The organism is Rathayibacter sp. AY1G1 (assembly GCF_002932095.1).
Classification (GTDB): domain Bacteria; phylum Actinomycetota; class Actinomycetes; order Actinomycetales; family Microbacteriaceae; genus Rathayibacter.
The window spans coordinates 46,056-60,057 of record NZ_PSUZ01000014.1 but is presented as its reverse complement, the minus strand read 5'-3'; the positions used below and the strand labels follow the sequence as shown (position 1 = coordinate 60,057).

Genomic DNA, 14,002 nt, shown 5'->3' with positions numbered 1-14,002 from the left:
TGGATGCAGGAGCATGAGGTGCGACCGCCGCGTGCTCTCCTGCACCTGAGCGGAGAGCCGGCAGCAGTCCGACCGGTCCTCGCCGTCCGACAGCCTCCGAGGAGAACGACAGTGGCCACCATCGCAGACGTCGCCCGCGAAGCGGGCGTCTCCCGCAGCACCGCGTCCTACGCGTTCTCGGGCAACCGCCCGATCTCGGCCGAAGTGCGCCGGCGAGTGCTCGCTGCGGCTCGTCGCCTGGAGTTCACGCCCAACGCGGGCGCGCGATCGCTGGCGACCTCGCAGACCCGGGTCATCGGCCTGCTGGCGCAGTTCCTCGAGGACGAGTTCGCCCCCGCGATGCTGCAGTACACCCTCGGCGTCTCGAACATGGCCCGCGAGCTCGGATACGACATCCTGCTGGTCACCGACGCCGACGGCACGAGCGCCCTGCGACGCATCAGCGACTCCCGCATGGTCGACGGGATCGTCCTGCTCAACGTCGCCGTGGACGATCCGCGGCTGGACATCCTGCGCAACGCCCGGCAGCCGGGCGCCCTCGTCGGCCTGCCGAGGGACTGCTCCGGCGTCGACGTCTTCGACCTCGACTTCGAGGAGACCGGTCGCGCGATGATCGAGCACTTCCACGCCCTCGGGCATCGGGAGCTCGTGCTCGTGTCCCCGCCCCAGCACGTCGTCGATCGCGGCGGCGCCTACGTCTGGCGCCTGCAGGACGCCGCTCTCGAGGCCGCCGACGCCCACGGCATCCGACTGCACACGTCGTTCGCGCCCTCCACCCAGCCGGACGTCGGCCGGGCGCTCGGAGACCTGCTCGACGCGCACCCTCGGGCGACGGGCCTGCTCGTCAACAACGAGGCGGCCGCAGCGGCACTTCCGAGCGTTCTGGGAGCGCGGAGCACGAGGAGCCCGGAGGACGTCTCCGTGCTCGGCCGGTTCTCGGAGGAGTTCGCGCGCACCTTCTCGCTCCCCTACTCCTTCGTGGAGAGCGCACCCGACCGGCTAGGGAGCATGGCGGTGCGTCAGCTCGTCCGCCGGATCGAAGGCGCGACCGACACCGAGGAGGCGTACGTCGTGCGCCTCCTCGGCCCTGAGATCGTCGAACGTGGCAGCACGGCGCCTCCGCGTCCGGCTCCCGCGGCCTGAGCGGACGACCTCGCCCGGGCGCCCTCTCCCTCCACCCGGGACCACGACCACGAGGCGTCGGCAGCGGACCGCAGGAGGGCGTCGGGACCCCGGAGTCCGGCAGCAGTCGCGACCAGCGAGAGCATCAGCCGCGGATTCAGAGGTCGTCGAGAACCTCCCGAAGGATGCGGGTCAGCGCTGTCGTCCTCTCGTGGTTGGTGGCCGATCCGAACGTGTAGTGGGGCATCCTCCTCACGAACGACCGGGCGTCGGGTCCGAGAGCCTTCTCCAGTGCTTCGGCGATCCGGGTGTCCGGTCCTGTGCCCGACAGCCATTCGAACGCGGCGTCGCCCATGCCGACCACCACCGGCGTCCGGCCGTCGGCTCCTTCGCGACAGGTGGTCAGCTCCCAGGTCAGCAGCTCGGCGCAGCGTTCGACGTGGTCCCTGCCCGCCTGCTGCTCGTCGCGCAGAGTCGTCCGAAGAGCCCCCGCGTCACGGGTCGGAACCAGTTTGAAGACGTCCGACATGTAGGCGACAGGCGCACTCGAGTCGAGGACCTCGTCGTAGGCGGCGCGCACACTGTTCCGGAGTGCGCCGTCGCCCCGATGACCGGGCGAATGGAAGGTCTGCCAGAACGTCGGGTCGGAGGGAGGGTTCTTCCCGCCCCAGTTGATCGCGAACAGCACGACGGATGTCGTCATGGGCTGCAGCTCGACGAACTCCTCGGGACTGCTCGCCGTGACGGGGCCGGCCAGGTCACCGCGCTCGCCCCACCTCGCCCAGGACGTCGCGTGCCCGAGCTTCCAGCCCCCTCCCTCGACATCGGGATGGCTGATGTCCTCGTCACGCAGGGCCTGGTACGTGGCGTAATCGACAGGCGGGAAGCTCATAGCGGTCCTCTCGGGGCTGCAGGGCCCTGCCTCGGTGGCAGGAGGAGGGCGTGAGACCGGGCGTCTCGATCCAGAGGCTATCGAGACAGTGGTCTGATCCGTCCCTCGTTCTCGAGTCCCTCCGGAGCGTCGTGCCGACCTCCGATCGGCGGAACGGTCGACGGCCTTCCGGCACCACGAGCACGGGCCGGGCGGACGACAGGTCTCGCTCGACGCAGCGGCTCGCGCCCCGCCGTCGCGATCGCCACCGCCCGCTGGACCAGTACCCTGTCGCCTCGCACCGCGTGGACCATCACCACCGCGACCGCCGCCGCGGGAACTCTGGGCCTGGCGCTCGCCGCCGACACTCCGTCCGCCCTCGCGGCCTGCCTGCTCTTCGGATGGGGATACACCGCCGCCACCGGGTCGCTCATCGCCTGGACCGCCGCTCTCGACTCGGACCGCGCGGCGACCGGCACGGCCCTGCTCTTCGTAGTGCTGATCGCCGGACAGGCCGTGGGCGCAGTGGGGCTCGGAGCGCTGCTCGACGGGCCGGGCACGATGGTCGCCTTCGCCGCCGCTGCTGTCGTGACGGCAGCCGCCGGAATCACCCGCCGCCAGAAGTCGCCGAATGATCGGCTGTCGGCACGGTCGTCCGGTTCGTAGTGTCGGACGTATGGATCCGCGACCGCTTCCCGCCGTCGGCGCCCCGGCCACCCGTGCGCTCGAGGACGCGGGCGTGCACGATGTGGACGACGTGAGGCGGGTGGGCCTCGACCGTCTCGCAACCCTCCACGGAGTCGGGCCGAAGGCGCTCCGGCTCCTCCAGCAGGCCCTCGACGCGGACGATCCCGCTCCGTAGCGATCCCTTCCCTGCACGGTCACCTCGACCCGGAATGGTCGGAGGCTCGGCGTGCCGGTTCCCGGGGGCGATCCGACCGCGGAGGCGGCCGCCGGGGGAACGGTGGTCGGATGAACCAGGAGGCGCGATGAAGATCATGCTCGTGATGCGGTCGGACGGCAGCTACGCCGGGGGCGATGCGCCCGAGGACTACGCGGCCTGGGCGGACTACGACGCGTCGCTGAAGGCGGACGGCGTCCTCGTCGACTCCGGACGCTTCGCCGACGCCTCCGGGGACGTCTCCGTCGAGACGGATCTGACCGTGGCGGGCAGAGAAAGCGGCGCTCCGGCCCCTTCCCGAGCGGAGGAGCGGTCCGCCCTCGTCGGCTACTACCTGCTCGACTGCCCGACCCGGGACGACGCCGTGCGGTACGCCCGACGCGCCCCCCTCTACGGCTCGGTCGAGGTGCACGAGCAGGCGCAGTACTGAGCCCAGCTCTGCGGGCGCTCGCGGCGGCCTCGGGCGGATGATGGTCGGGTGAACCGCACCGATCGTCTGTATGGGCTCGTCGAGGAGTTGCGGGCGGTCTCGCCCCGGCCGCGGAGCGCGCGCCGTCTCGCCGAGCGGTTCGAGGTGTCGGTGCGGACCATCGAGCGGGACCTGTCCGCGCTGCAGCAGGCGGGTCTGCCGATCTGGGCGGAGCCCGGCCGCACGGGCGGCTACGTCATCGACGCGTCCGCGACCCTCGGTCCGGCCGGGTTCACGGTGGAGGAGGCCGTCGCCGTGCTGATCGGCCTCAGTGCGCCGCGGCGCAGTCCGTTCCGGCAGGCGGCCCTGACCGCTGCCCGGAAGACGCTCGCGGTCCTGCCGGACGACGTGGCCGCCCGCGCCGGCGCGGTCGCCTCCCGGGTGCACTTCCTCCTCGAGAGCGAGGAGGAGGCGGTCGTCCCGGCGGAGTTCGCGACGGCCCTCCGAGCGGATCGTGTCGTCCGGCTGCGCTACCGCGACAGCAGCGGCGCGGAGTCGGTCCGCGACGTCGAACCGCTCGGCTCGATCGGGAAGGAGGAGCACTGGTACCTGATCGCGTGGTGCCGGCTGCGGGAGGGGGTCAGGGCGTTCCGCGGCGACCAGATGCTGTCGGTCGAGGTGACCGACGAGCGGCCTCCGCAGCGCACCCTGCGAGCCGAGGACCTCGCGCTCCAGTACGGACGGCTGCGGTCCGTCGTCGACGACTGACCCGCCCCGGGGACGGCCGCCGCGGACCTCGCGGAGTCGCGGACGATCTTCGGAAACACCGACAGGACGGTGTCGCGACGACCGGCGAGCCTGGTGCCATCACCTCATCCCGGCCCTGAAGGAGCCCCATGTCGTTCACCTCCCTCCGCATTGTCACCGACGACCTCGACGGCCTCGTCGCCTTCTACGAGCAGGTCGTCGGCCGACCGGCCGAGCGCCCGGCGCCGGTCTTCGCGCAGTTCACGGGAGCGGGTGCGACCCTCGCGATCGCCCGCACCTCGACGGTCGCGATGCTCGACGGCGCCGTCGTCCCCGCGTCGAACCGCTCCGTCCTGCTCGAGTTCGAGGTGGCCGACGTCGACCGCGCCTTCGCCGAGCTCGCACCCCGGAGCGAGGACGTGGTGCTCCCGCCGAGCCCCATGCCGTGGGGCAACCGCTCCGCCCTCGTCCGCGACCCGGACGGGAACGTCGTCAATCTGTTCAGCAGGCCCGCCGGCTGATCGGGCGCTCTCCGTCGGTCCGAGCACGCCCATGCCTGGCCGGTGGGACACGACGGGGGTCGCGGAGACCACCGGAGATCCTCTCTCGCGAGGCGATCCTCCCGAGCGGGCGTGGCCTCGGGCCGAGCGCGATCGGTCTGCGGGTCGCAGGCGGGAGCACGGCGACTCCGTCCAGCGTGACGTCCCGACCGCACTCCGACCGTCGGGACGGCCACCCGCCGCCGGTGTCCTCGGCGGTACCCTCGCGGCATGACCTTCGTGAACGTCGGCACCCTCGGGGCCGTCCCCGGCAGACGCGACGAGCTCGTCGCCGTCCTCACCGAGCACAACGACGACCTCGTCGACGCCGGCTGCCTGCTCTACGAGGTCGGGGTCGACGACGAGCAGCCCGACACCGTCTTCGTCGTCGAGCTGTGGGAGAGCGCCGAGGCGCATCGGGCCTCCCTCGCCCTCCCCCGGGTCCAGGCCGCGATCGCGACGGCGCGCCCGCTGCTCAGCGGCGCCTTCGGCGGCTACCGCTTCGACGCAGCAGGCTCTCCCCTCCGGAGCTGACTCGCGCCGAAGGCCTGCCGGCCGTCGGCACAGGCCGACCTGGAGTGAGCGGGCCGTCCGTCAACGGAAGACCTCTTCCTCTCCCGCCACCCCGACACCTCGAAGCGGAGCACCGTGATCAGCACGTTCCTCGTCGACCACGCCGCGCTCGTCCCGATCGCCTTCTGGATCGCGGTCGCGGTGGTCACGGCGATCGCCTGGCTGCTGCACCGGCGCGGCGCGGAAAGGTCTCTTCTCGTCCTCGCCGCGCTCGCCTTCGTCGTGGGGATCGCGCTGACCGTGTATCCGCCCGACGGGACGCCGCGGGTCTTCTGCACCGTGCAGTTCTCGGTGCCGTTCGACGGCATCGACACCCTCGCGAACATCGCGCTCCCGCTCCCCGGGGCCCTGCTGCTCGCGGTCGCGGTCGGCCGGCCCCTGCTCGTCGCCGCCGCCGTCTCCGGCCTGTCCGCCCTGATCGAGCTGGTCCAGGCGGGCGTTCCGGCGATCGGCCGCTCCTGCGACACGAACGACTGGTTCATGAACACCATCGGCGCACTCCTCGCCGCGTTCCTCGCGGCCCTGATCCTCAGAGGGGAGAAGCGGCGCGGGCGTCGGCGAATGGTCCGCTGACACCGCCTGTCACGTCGCCCTGCTCTCGGCCGGGTGTCTCGGCGGCCGACATCAGCACGGGTCCGTCGATCCACGTCCCTGTGACGCGGACCTGCTCAGAGGACGGCCGACGCCACGGGTGCCGTCTCGGCGACGCCGAGGACGACCGGGCGTCACCGGGTGCCGCGGTCGCGTCTGTCGACCGCCCCAGGAGCTGTCAAGTCTCTCCCCCGTCGGCCTCGGCGCTGCGCACGCTGGGGGCATGAAGCACCTCCTCTTCGCGAACAAGACGATCCTCGTGGGAGACGACGCGGCGGACGCTCTGGTCGAGTACGGCGTCGCCCTCGCCGCGAGCAGCACGGCGGACCGCGTGGAGTACACCGGCATCGGCGCCGACGGCGGCACCGTGCAGGCGGTGTTCCTGCTCAACGCCGGCGCCGCCCTGGTCGCCGAGACCACTCCCTCCGATCTCCCCGAGCCGGACAACACGGCCGAGGTCGCCCGCATCCGCGAACGCACCAGGGCGCTCACGGGAGTGTTCCCCGTGCAGCCGAGCGAGGACGACATCACCTTCGACGTCGAGCTCGAGCACGGCTTCGGACACTGACCGGCCCGCCCATGGCCTCCCTCCACGCCCCCTGGCCGACGCTCTGACCGGGGACACGGACGACGCCGAGGTCCGTCGCTGGGCGGCGTCCCGCGCCCCGCTCACGCCGGGGACGATCGCCGTGCTGCAGGCCGTCGGCTTCATCAGCGCAGCGCAGCGGGTCCCCGCCGACACGGCCCTCGCTCTCCTGCTGACGGCGGCGGAGGACGACCGGCGCGATCCGCCCGACGTGGCTCGCGATGTCCTCGCGCGCCGCCATCCCCTGGCCGATCCCGGTGACGATCGCGGCGCGTCGGGCACCCCGTGATCACCGCCCTTCCGGAGCCGTGGACGGTCCGCCGCCGGCGGCGCTGTCTCCCGCGTCCGCGACGTGAAGCGCACCTCGCGCCGCCCGCCCCGCCCGCTGGATGCGCGCCCGCACCAGCCGCTGCAGCAGCGCGGGGTAGAGCTGAACGGCGATCGTCGACCCGAGCAGCCAGGCCGCGCCGCCCGTCGCACCCGTGACTGTCGCGGCGAGGGCGAGCGCGACTCCGACGGCCGTGCACGCGACGTGCACCGCCTCGGAGCGGCGGGTGTGCTGATCGAGAGCGGCCAGCCCCGCGCGCGTGCCGTCGAAGCCGCGCTCGCGGGTGACGAGGCGGTTCCACCCGGCGACGTCGAGCAGCCGACCGAAGACGCCGACCCCGAGCGCCCGCAGCACCGTCGGCTCACGGCGGCCCACGTCGAACCAGGACTGCTCGAGCGGACGGGTGCGCGCACCGAAGGTCAGTGCCGCCCAGCCGGTGAGGACCATCTGCCCGACCACGGCGAAGACCGGGCGCGAGGGTCCGATCGCGTGCCAGGCGGCGGCGAGGAGGGCTGCCGCGACGGCGGTGAGGACGAGGGTCCGGACCACTCCCGCTCCCTCCTGCCCGTGCTGCGGTGTCGGACCCGACCACCGGCGCACGCCTCCCATGATGACCGCTGCCGGGCAGTCGCCGTCAGGCCGGTACCGAGAGGGTCGCCGTGAAGACCGGCCCCCGGCGGGCCGGGTGAACGACGTCGAGACGGTGACGGTCCCGCCTGCCCGGGCGAGGATCGCCCGGGTGATCGCGAGGCCCAGACCGGCACCGCCGTCGTCAGGGGCTCACGCCGGGCTGGGTCGACCCGCGCCTCACCAGGTCCGTAGGCAGGGTGATGGCAGCCGGGCGCTCCCCCTCGATCGCCTGCAGGAGGAGGCGGACCATCTCCGCGCTGATCCGCTCGAAGGGCTGCCGCATGGTCGTCAGCGGCGGGTCCGTCGTGAGGGCGACGGCCGAATCGTCGAATCCGCCGACGGCGACGTCCTCCGGCACACGCTTGCCGAGCCGGGCGAGTGCGTCGATAGCGCCTGCTGCCATGCGGTCGTTGGCGGCGAAGACGGCGTCGATGTCGGGATGCGCGGCGAGAAGCGCCTCCATCGCAGTGGCCCCACCGGCCCGTCCGTAGTCGCCGAACTCCACCGCCTCCGCACCGCCCACCTCCGCGCGGTAGCCCGCGAGCCGCGCGATCCCTCCCGTAGTGTCGGGCGGTCCGGCGATCGTGGCGATGCGCGAGTGTCCGAGGCTCCGCAGATGAGCGACCATCTCCCGCGCTCCCTCCTCGTCGTCGGCGGCGACGTAGCCCATGCGCTTCTCGTAGCCGACCGGCACGCCGCAGGCGATGGCCGGCACTGAGGATCTCTGGATGTCCGTGAGCAGCCGTGCGCCGACGTGGGCGGAGATGAGCAGGACCCCGTCGACGTGGCCCGCGTCGATGTAGGCGAGGGCTCGCCTCTGCTCGTGCTCCGTCCCCGCGAGGATGAGGACGAGGGCGACGTCGTGCTCCGCGAGTGCGGCTGAGGCGCCTCGGAGCAGAGTGGCGAAGTTCGGATCCTCGAAGAGCGAGCGCGCGTCCTCCGTGAGGAGGAAGGCCACCGTGTCGGTGCGGCTGCGGGACAGGCTCCGGGCGTGGGGATTGGCGCGGTAGCCGGTCCTCGTGATCGCCGCCTCCACTCGCGCGTGCGCTTCGGGGCTGACCCATCTTCCGCCGTTCAGCACGCGCGAGACCGTCCCGCGCGAGACACCGGCCTCGACAGCGACGTCCTGAATCGTGGGGCGTGAGGGCGTCCCGCCTCTTCCGCGCGAAGGCATCCGCGTCACTTCACCGCCCCGGCCGCCAGGTCGACCCGCCAGAACCGCTGCAGGACGAGGAACATCGCGATCAGCGGCAGGATCGAGAGGAGTGCCCCGGTGATGACCAGCGTGTAGAGCGCCGGCGCGGAGGCGCCCTGGTTGAGCAGCCCGTTCAGGCCGACCGTGAGCGGGAAGAGCGAGTCGTCGCCGAGCATGATGTACGGCAGCATGAAGTTGTTCCAGATCGCGACGAACTGGAAGAGGAAGATCGTCACCAGCCCCGGCAGGAGCATCGGAACGGCGATCCGGGTGAAGATCCCCATCTCCCGGGCGCCGTCGGTCCGGGCGGCCTCGATGACCTCCGTCGGCACGGCGGCCGCGGCGTAGATCCGCGCGAGGTAGATGCCGTAGGGGCTGATGATCTGCGGCAGCAGCACTCCCCAGAACGAGTTGGTCAGCCCCACCTCGGCCAGCAGGAAGTACTGAGGGATCGCGAGGATCACGCCGGGGACGAGGACGCCCATCAGCAGGACGGCGAAGACGCCCTTCCTGCCTGGGAAGTCGAACTTCGCGAGCACGTATCCCGACAGTGCCGATACCCAGGTAGAGGCCACTGCACCGACGCCCGCGTAGAGCGCGGTGTTCAGCATCCAGCGCCAGAACAGACCTCCCCGGTACTGCGCGAGAGCGACCACGTTGTCGATCAGATGCGAGCCGGGCGCGAGCGTGAAGGTGGAGAAGAGCTCGCCGCCGCTCTTCGTGGACGCCGTCACCACCCACAGCACGGGGAAGAGGCAGTAGACGGCGCCGATCAGCAGGATCGTCGTCGCGATCCAGCCCGGACGTCCGCGATCGGGGTCGCGGCGTGCGGTCCTGGACCGTGTCCGCCCGACGGTGCGGGCGGGGGGCCGCTGAAGGATGCCGGGCACGGATCAGTCCTCCTGTCCGAAGGCTCGCTTCTGCACGACCCGGAGGAAGAGGAAGGAGACGGCGAAACTGGCGAGCGCGATCACGACGGAGGTCGCGGCGGCGGAGTGGATGTCGTCGCGGGTGAACGCGTCCCGGTAGACGAGCATCAGCGGGGACCAGGAGGTCGAGAGGCTGTTGGTCAGCGGTCGCAGCGTCGTCGGCTCGGCGAACACCTGCAGAGTTGCGACCATCGAGAAGAGCGCCGTCATCACCAGAGCGGGGGTGACGATCGGGATCTTGATGCGCAGCGCGATCTGCAGATCGCTCACCCCGTCGATCCGTGCCGCCTCGTAGACGTCGGAGGGAATGGCCTGGAGGGCGGTGTGGATGACGATCATGTTGAATCCGACGCCGCCCCAGAGCGCGATGTTCGCGATCCCGAAGACGACGGCGCCGGAGGACAGGATGTCGGGGGCTTCCCCGCCCAGCCGCTCAATCACGTACGCGAAAGGCGAGACGGCCGGCAGGTAGAGGAATCCCCAGAGCAGCGAGGAGATGACGGCCGGTACGGCGTAAGGCAGGAAGATCGAGACCCTCGAGAACGAGACCGCACGGGCCCGCCTCGCGTCGAGGAGGAGAGCGAAGAGGAGCGCGAGACCGAGCATGCACGGGATGAGGACGAGCCCGTAGAGGAGCACCCGTCCGACGCTGGCCCCGAACTCCGGATCGCTGAGCGACCCGAGGTAGTTCTCGATGCCGGCGAAGACCTGCTTCCGGCCGCCGGAACCCAGGCCGAGCCCAACGGCCTGCTTCTTCTGGAAGCTGAGCATGACGGTGTAGAGGATCGGCGCGGCCATGAAGGCGGCGAAGAGCACGATCGCCGGTGCGAGCATCGCATAGGGAGCGAGTACTCGGGCGCGGAAGCCGGTGCCGAGTCGACCTCTCCTCGGCGGCGCGGTCGGGAGAGTCAGGGGTGGGGGAGCCATGCCGAGTCCTTCGGAACGAGAGCGGTCGGGAAGCGGCGCCGGATCCTCGCCGCCGGGAGGCGCGCGGCCCGATGGTGGACGCGGGCCGCGCACCGGTCACTCCACGGAGAAGCCGCTCTTCACGAGGTCGTCGGAGGTGATCCGCTGCATCTCGGCCACGGCGTCGACGAAGGCGGACCGCGTCCTCGCGGCGGCGGCCTTCGCGAACTCGTCGTTGTACGCGCTGAAGGCGACGTTCACGTTCGGCCCGTAGGTGAACGGAGCGACCGACTCGGAGGCGGCGGCGGCGATGTCGGAGAAGTCCCCCTGGGTGCTGAAGAAGTCGGGCGGGCTGCTGAGCGCTGCTCTCGCCGCCTCGGTCGCCGCCGGGTAGACGCCCGCGACCTCGGCGAGTGCCGCGACCGCCACCGGATCCGTGTTCAGCCAGGTCGCGAACTCGGCAGCGGCCGCGGTCTTCTTCGTCTGACTGGTGACTGCCGTGGTGCTTCCTCCCCAGTTCCCGCTGGAGGGGTTCGCGGCGTCCCACTGCGGCAGAGCTGCGGCGATCCACGCGCCTTTCGTGTCGGGGGCGTTGCCGCTGAGCACGCCGGGTGCCCAGACGGCGCTGATCCAGCCGACCTGCGAACCGTCGTTCAACCCTGCGTTCCACTCCGGCGTGTACATCGGCGTGTTGCCGATCGCCCCGGATTCGACGAGCTCTCCCCAGTAGGCCGCGACCTTCTCGGTCGGTCCGGCGTCGATGTCGACGCCCCAGCTCCGGTCGTCCGTCGACCACCAGGAGGCTCCGGCCTGCTGCGCGAGGCCGGCGAACCAGCCCGCGTCGTTGGAGGAGAAGGTGCCCAGGTGTCGGGCCGGGTCGGAGGCGTGGACGACCTCCGCGGCCGCGGCGTACTCCTCCCACGTCGTCGGGACGCCGAGGCCGAGGCTCTCGAGGATGTCCGCGCGATAGTAGGCCATCATCGGCCCCGAGTCCTGGGGGATCGCGTAGACGGCGTCACCTCCGAGCGTGACGGCCGACCAGGTGCCGTCGGAGAAGCTGCCCTCCAGATCGCCGGCGCCTTCGTCGGAGATGTCGGCCAGAGCATCCGCCGCGACGAGGGTGGGGATCTTCTGGTACTCGGCCTGAACCAGATCGGGGGCTCCGCTGCCCGCCTTGACGGCGGTGAGCAGCTTGGTGATGGCGGGGTCGCCGCCGTCCTGCTTGCTGACGGTGACCTGGATCTCCGGGTGGTCCTCGTTCCAGATGTCGACGACCTGATCGAGGTTCGGCGCCCAGGCCCAATACGTCAGCTCGACAGTGCCCGAGGCTCCGTCGTCGAAGCCGGTGGAGCAACCGGTGAGCAGGAGCGCTCCGGTGACAGCGGCGGCGCCGAGGGAGCGGATCCTGCGGAACGGGATGTGCATTCGTCCTCCTTGAAGAAGCTGGTTTGTCGATCCCCGGCGCCTCCGCTCGGGAGGAGGACGGCGGCGTGCCCTGTGAGCGGTTACAGTTAGCCATACGTGTATGGTCCTGTCAACAGTGGCGCAGCCACCCGCACCAGGGCACGACACTGGGACCGCGCACAGCCGAAGGAGACAGCTCGCATGACCACCGCTACCGGCGACACCCCCTCCGCCTTCCGCTACCGGCTCCCCGGAGCCGACGGGCGTCCGCTCCCCCGGGCTCCGTGGATCCCGGGGCGGCCGGGGCTGCGTTACGGAGGCGACTACAACCCCGAGCAGTGGCCGCGGGAGGTCTGGGCGGAGGACGTCGCCCTGATGCGCGAGGCGGGCGTCGACCTCGTCAGCGTCGGGATCTTCTCCTGGGCACTGCTCGAGCCGCAGGAGGGCCGGTACGACTTCGGGTTCCTCGACGAGCTGCTCGATCTGCTGCACGGCGCCGGGATCGATGTCGACCTCGCGACCCCGACGACCGTCCCGCCCGCCTGGTTCTGGAAGGCGTACCCGGACTCCCACCCTGTCACCCGGGAGGGCGTCACCCTGGGCCGGGGCTCGCGCGGCATGGTCAGCCCGAGCTCGCCCGAGTACCGGGCGGCGGCCGTCGCCGTCACGGAGCAGCTCGCGCAGCGCTACGCCGCGCATCCCGCGGTGGTCCTCTGGCACGTGCACAACGAGTACGGCGCTCCGGTCAGCGAGGACTACTCCGACTACTCTGTCGCGGCCTTCCGCGCCTGGCTGCAGGCGAAGTACGCGACGCTCGGCGCTCTGAACGCGGCGTGGGGCACGCTCTTCTGGGGCCAGGTGTACGGGGAGTGGGACGAGATCGACGCGCCACGGGTCGCGGCCACCGTCGTGAACCAGACGCAGCGGCTCGATTTCGCCCGCTTCACCTCGGACGCGCTCCTCGCCTGCTTCACGGCGGAGCGCGACGCGATCAAGCGCTACTCGGACAAGCCGGTCACCACGAACTTCATGGCCACCAACTGCCCCTCGATCGACTACTGGAGATGGAGCAGCGAGGTCGACCTGGTCTCGAACGACCACTACCTGGCCGCAGAGCGCCACGACAACCACGTGCTGCTGGCGATGGACGCCGACCTCACGCGATCTTTCGCCGGAGGGCGTCCGTGGATCCTCATGGAGCACTCGACGTCGGCGGTGAACTGGCAGCCGCGCAACATCGCGAAACGCCCCGGTGAGCTCGCACGCAACGCCGCGAGCCATCTCGCGCGCGGGGCCGACGCGGTCCTCTTCTTCCAGTTCCGGGCCTCCCGGTACGGAGCCGAGAAGTTCCACTCCGCGATGCTCCCCCACGCCGGGGCGCGGACGCGGGTCTGGAAGGAGGTCGTCGAGTTCGGCGCCGACCTCGACCGCCTCTCAGCGGTCCTCGGCTCCGTCGTCCGGACTCGCGTCGCGATCCTGTGGGACATCGAGTCCTTCTGGGCGCACGATCTGGAGTGGCGGCCCTCGGTCGAGCTCGATCACCGCGAGCGGATCGAGGCCTTCTACTCCGCGCTCTGGAAGCGCGGTGTCACGGTCGACTTCGCCCACCCCCACTCCGATCTCAGCGGCTACGGCCTCGTCCTCGCCCCCTCGCTCTACCTGATGGACCGGACGTCGTCCTCGAACGTGACCGAGTACGTCCGCGCCGGCGGCACGTTCGCCGCCTCCTACTTCTCAGGGATCGTCGACGAGAACGACGCCGTGCACGAGGGCGGCTTCCCCGGCGCCCTTCGCGCGGTCCTCGGCCTCTCGATCCCCGAGTTCCTGCCGCTCCGCGACGGCGAGGTCGTCGAGCTCGACTCCGGAGCGCGAGGAAGCGGCTGGACCGACGACATCGCCCTCGAGGGCGCGGTCGAGAGAGCGCGGTACGCCACCGGACCAGCTGCCGGAGGACCGGCGATCACCCGCAACGTGCTCGGCGACGGATCGGCCTGGTACCTCTCCACGCGGCTCCGGGGCGACGACCTCGCGGACTTCGTCGACACCCTGCTCACGGACGCCGGCATCACTCCACCCGCCGAGACAGTGGAAGGGCTCGAAGTCGTCGTCCGCCACGGTGACGTCGCGGACTTCACCTTCCTCATCAACCATGCCGAGACGGACGCGGCGGTCGCGAGCCCCGGCACGCTCGAGCTCATCACCGGCAGCACCGTGGACGGGACCGTGGTCGTTCCGGGGAAGGGCGTCCGGGTCGTGCGGCGGGACCACTGA

General features: G+C 71.3%; 17 protein-coding genes. 11 read left to right on the top strand and 6 right to left on the bottom strand.

Annotated elements, in window-relative coordinates; translation table 11 throughout:
• Positions 1-111: 111 nt before the first annotated feature.
• On the top strand, positions 112-1,143 hold the full coding sequence (locus C5C36_RS09600) for a LacI family DNA-binding transcriptional regulator (protein ID WP_104226529.1): 1,032 nt from the start codon (positions 112-114) through the stop codon (positions 1,141-1,143).
• 136 nt (positions 1,144-1,279) lie between these two features.
• Here C5C36_RS09600 and C5C36_RS09595 read toward each other — a convergent pair whose 3' ends face one another.
• Positions 1,280-2,014: a hypothetical protein gene (locus tag C5C36_RS09595; protein WP_104223263.1), complete on the bottom strand. Its 735-nt coding sequence runs from the start codon at positions 2,012-2,014 to the stop codon at positions 1,280-1,282.
• Positions 2,015-2,488: 474 nt separating this feature from the next.
• Here C5C36_RS09595 and C5C36_RS17600 point away from each other — a divergent pair, with 474 nt between their 5' ends.
• From C5C36_RS17600 to C5C36_RS09555, 9 genes are all read left to right on the top strand, one after another.
• Positions 2,489-2,659: a hypothetical protein gene (locus tag C5C36_RS17600; RefSeq protein ID WP_181065424.1), complete on the top strand. Its 171-nt coding sequence runs from the start codon at positions 2,489-2,491 to the stop codon at positions 2,657-2,659.
• Positions 2,660-2,669: 10 nt separating this feature from the next.
• Positions 2,670-2,855 carry a DNA-binding protein gene (locus C5C36_RS09590; RefSeq protein WP_104223264.1) on the top strand — a complete coding sequence of 62 codons (186 nt, stop codon included), beginning with the start codon at positions 2,670-2,672 and terminating at the stop codon, positions 2,853-2,855.
• Positions 2,856-2,982: 127 nt separating this feature from the next.
• Positions 2,983-3,324, top strand: a complete 342-nt coding sequence (locus tag C5C36_RS09585) for a YciI family protein (RefSeq protein WP_181133800.1) — start codon at positions 2,983-2,985, stop codon at positions 3,322-3,324.
• 48 nt (positions 3,325-3,372) lie between these two features.
• Positions 3,373-4,071: a YafY family protein gene (locus C5C36_RS09580; RefSeq protein WP_104309650.1), complete on the top strand. Its 699-nt coding sequence runs from the start codon at positions 3,373-3,375 to the stop codon at positions 4,069-4,071.
• 128 nt (positions 4,072-4,199) lie between these two features.
• On the top strand, positions 4,200-4,571 hold the full coding sequence (locus tag C5C36_RS09575) for a VOC family protein (RefSeq protein WP_104309649.1): 372 nt from the start codon (positions 4,200-4,202) through the stop codon (positions 4,569-4,571).
• 249 nt (positions 4,572-4,820) lie between these two features.
• Positions 4,821-5,123 carry a putative quinol monooxygenase gene (locus tag C5C36_RS09570; RefSeq protein WP_104226533.1) on the top strand — a complete coding sequence of 101 codons (303 nt, stop codon included), beginning with the start codon at positions 4,821-4,823 and terminating at the stop codon, positions 5,121-5,123.
• Between the two features lie 114 nt (positions 5,124-5,237).
• Positions 5,238-5,735 carry a VanZ family protein gene (locus tag C5C36_RS09565; protein WP_104309648.1) on the top strand — a complete coding sequence of 166 codons (498 nt, stop codon included), beginning with the start codon at positions 5,238-5,240 and terminating at the stop codon, positions 5,733-5,735.
• 241 nt (positions 5,736-5,976) lie between these two features.
• Positions 5,977-6,321, top strand: coding sequence for a hypothetical protein (locus C5C36_RS09560; RefSeq protein ID WP_104309647.1), 345 nt, complete (start codon positions 5,977-5,979; stop codon positions 6,319-6,321).
• Positions 6,322-6,442: 121 nt separating this feature from the next.
• A complete protein-coding gene (locus C5C36_RS09555; RefSeq protein WP_104233977.1) occupies positions 6,443-6,628 on the top strand; it encodes a hypothetical protein in 186 nt (61 codons plus the stop codon).
• Here C5C36_RS09555 and C5C36_RS09550 read toward each other — a convergent pair whose 3' ends face one another.
• The 5 genes from C5C36_RS09550 to C5C36_RS09530 form a co-directional block, all read right to left on the bottom strand.
• A complete protein-coding gene (locus C5C36_RS09550) occupies positions 6,629-7,216 on the bottom strand; it encodes a hypothetical protein (RefSeq protein WP_104309646.1) in 588 nt (195 codons plus the stop codon). It lies immediately after the preceding gene.
• Positions 7,217-7,439: 223 nt separating this feature from the next.
• The gene (locus tag C5C36_RS09545) at positions 7,440-8,471 is read right to left on the bottom strand and encodes a LacI family DNA-binding transcriptional regulator (RefSeq protein ID WP_104309645.1); all 1,032 of its coding nucleotides are present in this window, start codon (positions 8,469-8,471) and stop codon (positions 7,440-7,442) included.
• A gap of 5 nt (positions 8,472-8,476) precedes the next feature.
• Positions 8,477-9,286, bottom strand: a complete 810-nt coding sequence (locus C5C36_RS09540; RefSeq protein ID WP_258062243.1) for a carbohydrate ABC transporter permease — start codon at positions 9,284-9,286, stop codon at positions 8,477-8,479.
• Positions 9,287-9,385: 99 nt separating this feature from the next.
• On the bottom strand, positions 9,386-10,348 hold the full coding sequence (locus C5C36_RS09535; protein WP_104309644.1) for a carbohydrate ABC transporter permease: 963 nt from the start codon (positions 10,346-10,348) through the stop codon (positions 9,386-9,388).
• A gap of 96 nt (positions 10,349-10,444) precedes the next feature.
• Positions 10,445-11,752 carry an ABC transporter substrate-binding protein gene (locus tag C5C36_RS09530; protein WP_104309643.1) on the bottom strand — a complete coding sequence of 436 codons (1,308 nt, stop codon included), beginning with the start codon at positions 11,750-11,752 and terminating at the stop codon, positions 10,445-10,447.
• Positions 11,753-11,932: 180 nt separating this feature from the next.
• Between C5C36_RS09530 and C5C36_RS09525 the strand changes: the two genes are divergently transcribed.
• On the top strand, positions 11,933-14,002 hold the full coding sequence (locus C5C36_RS09525) for a beta-galactosidase (protein ID WP_104309642.1): 2,070 nt from the start codon (positions 11,933-11,935) through the stop codon (positions 14,000-14,002).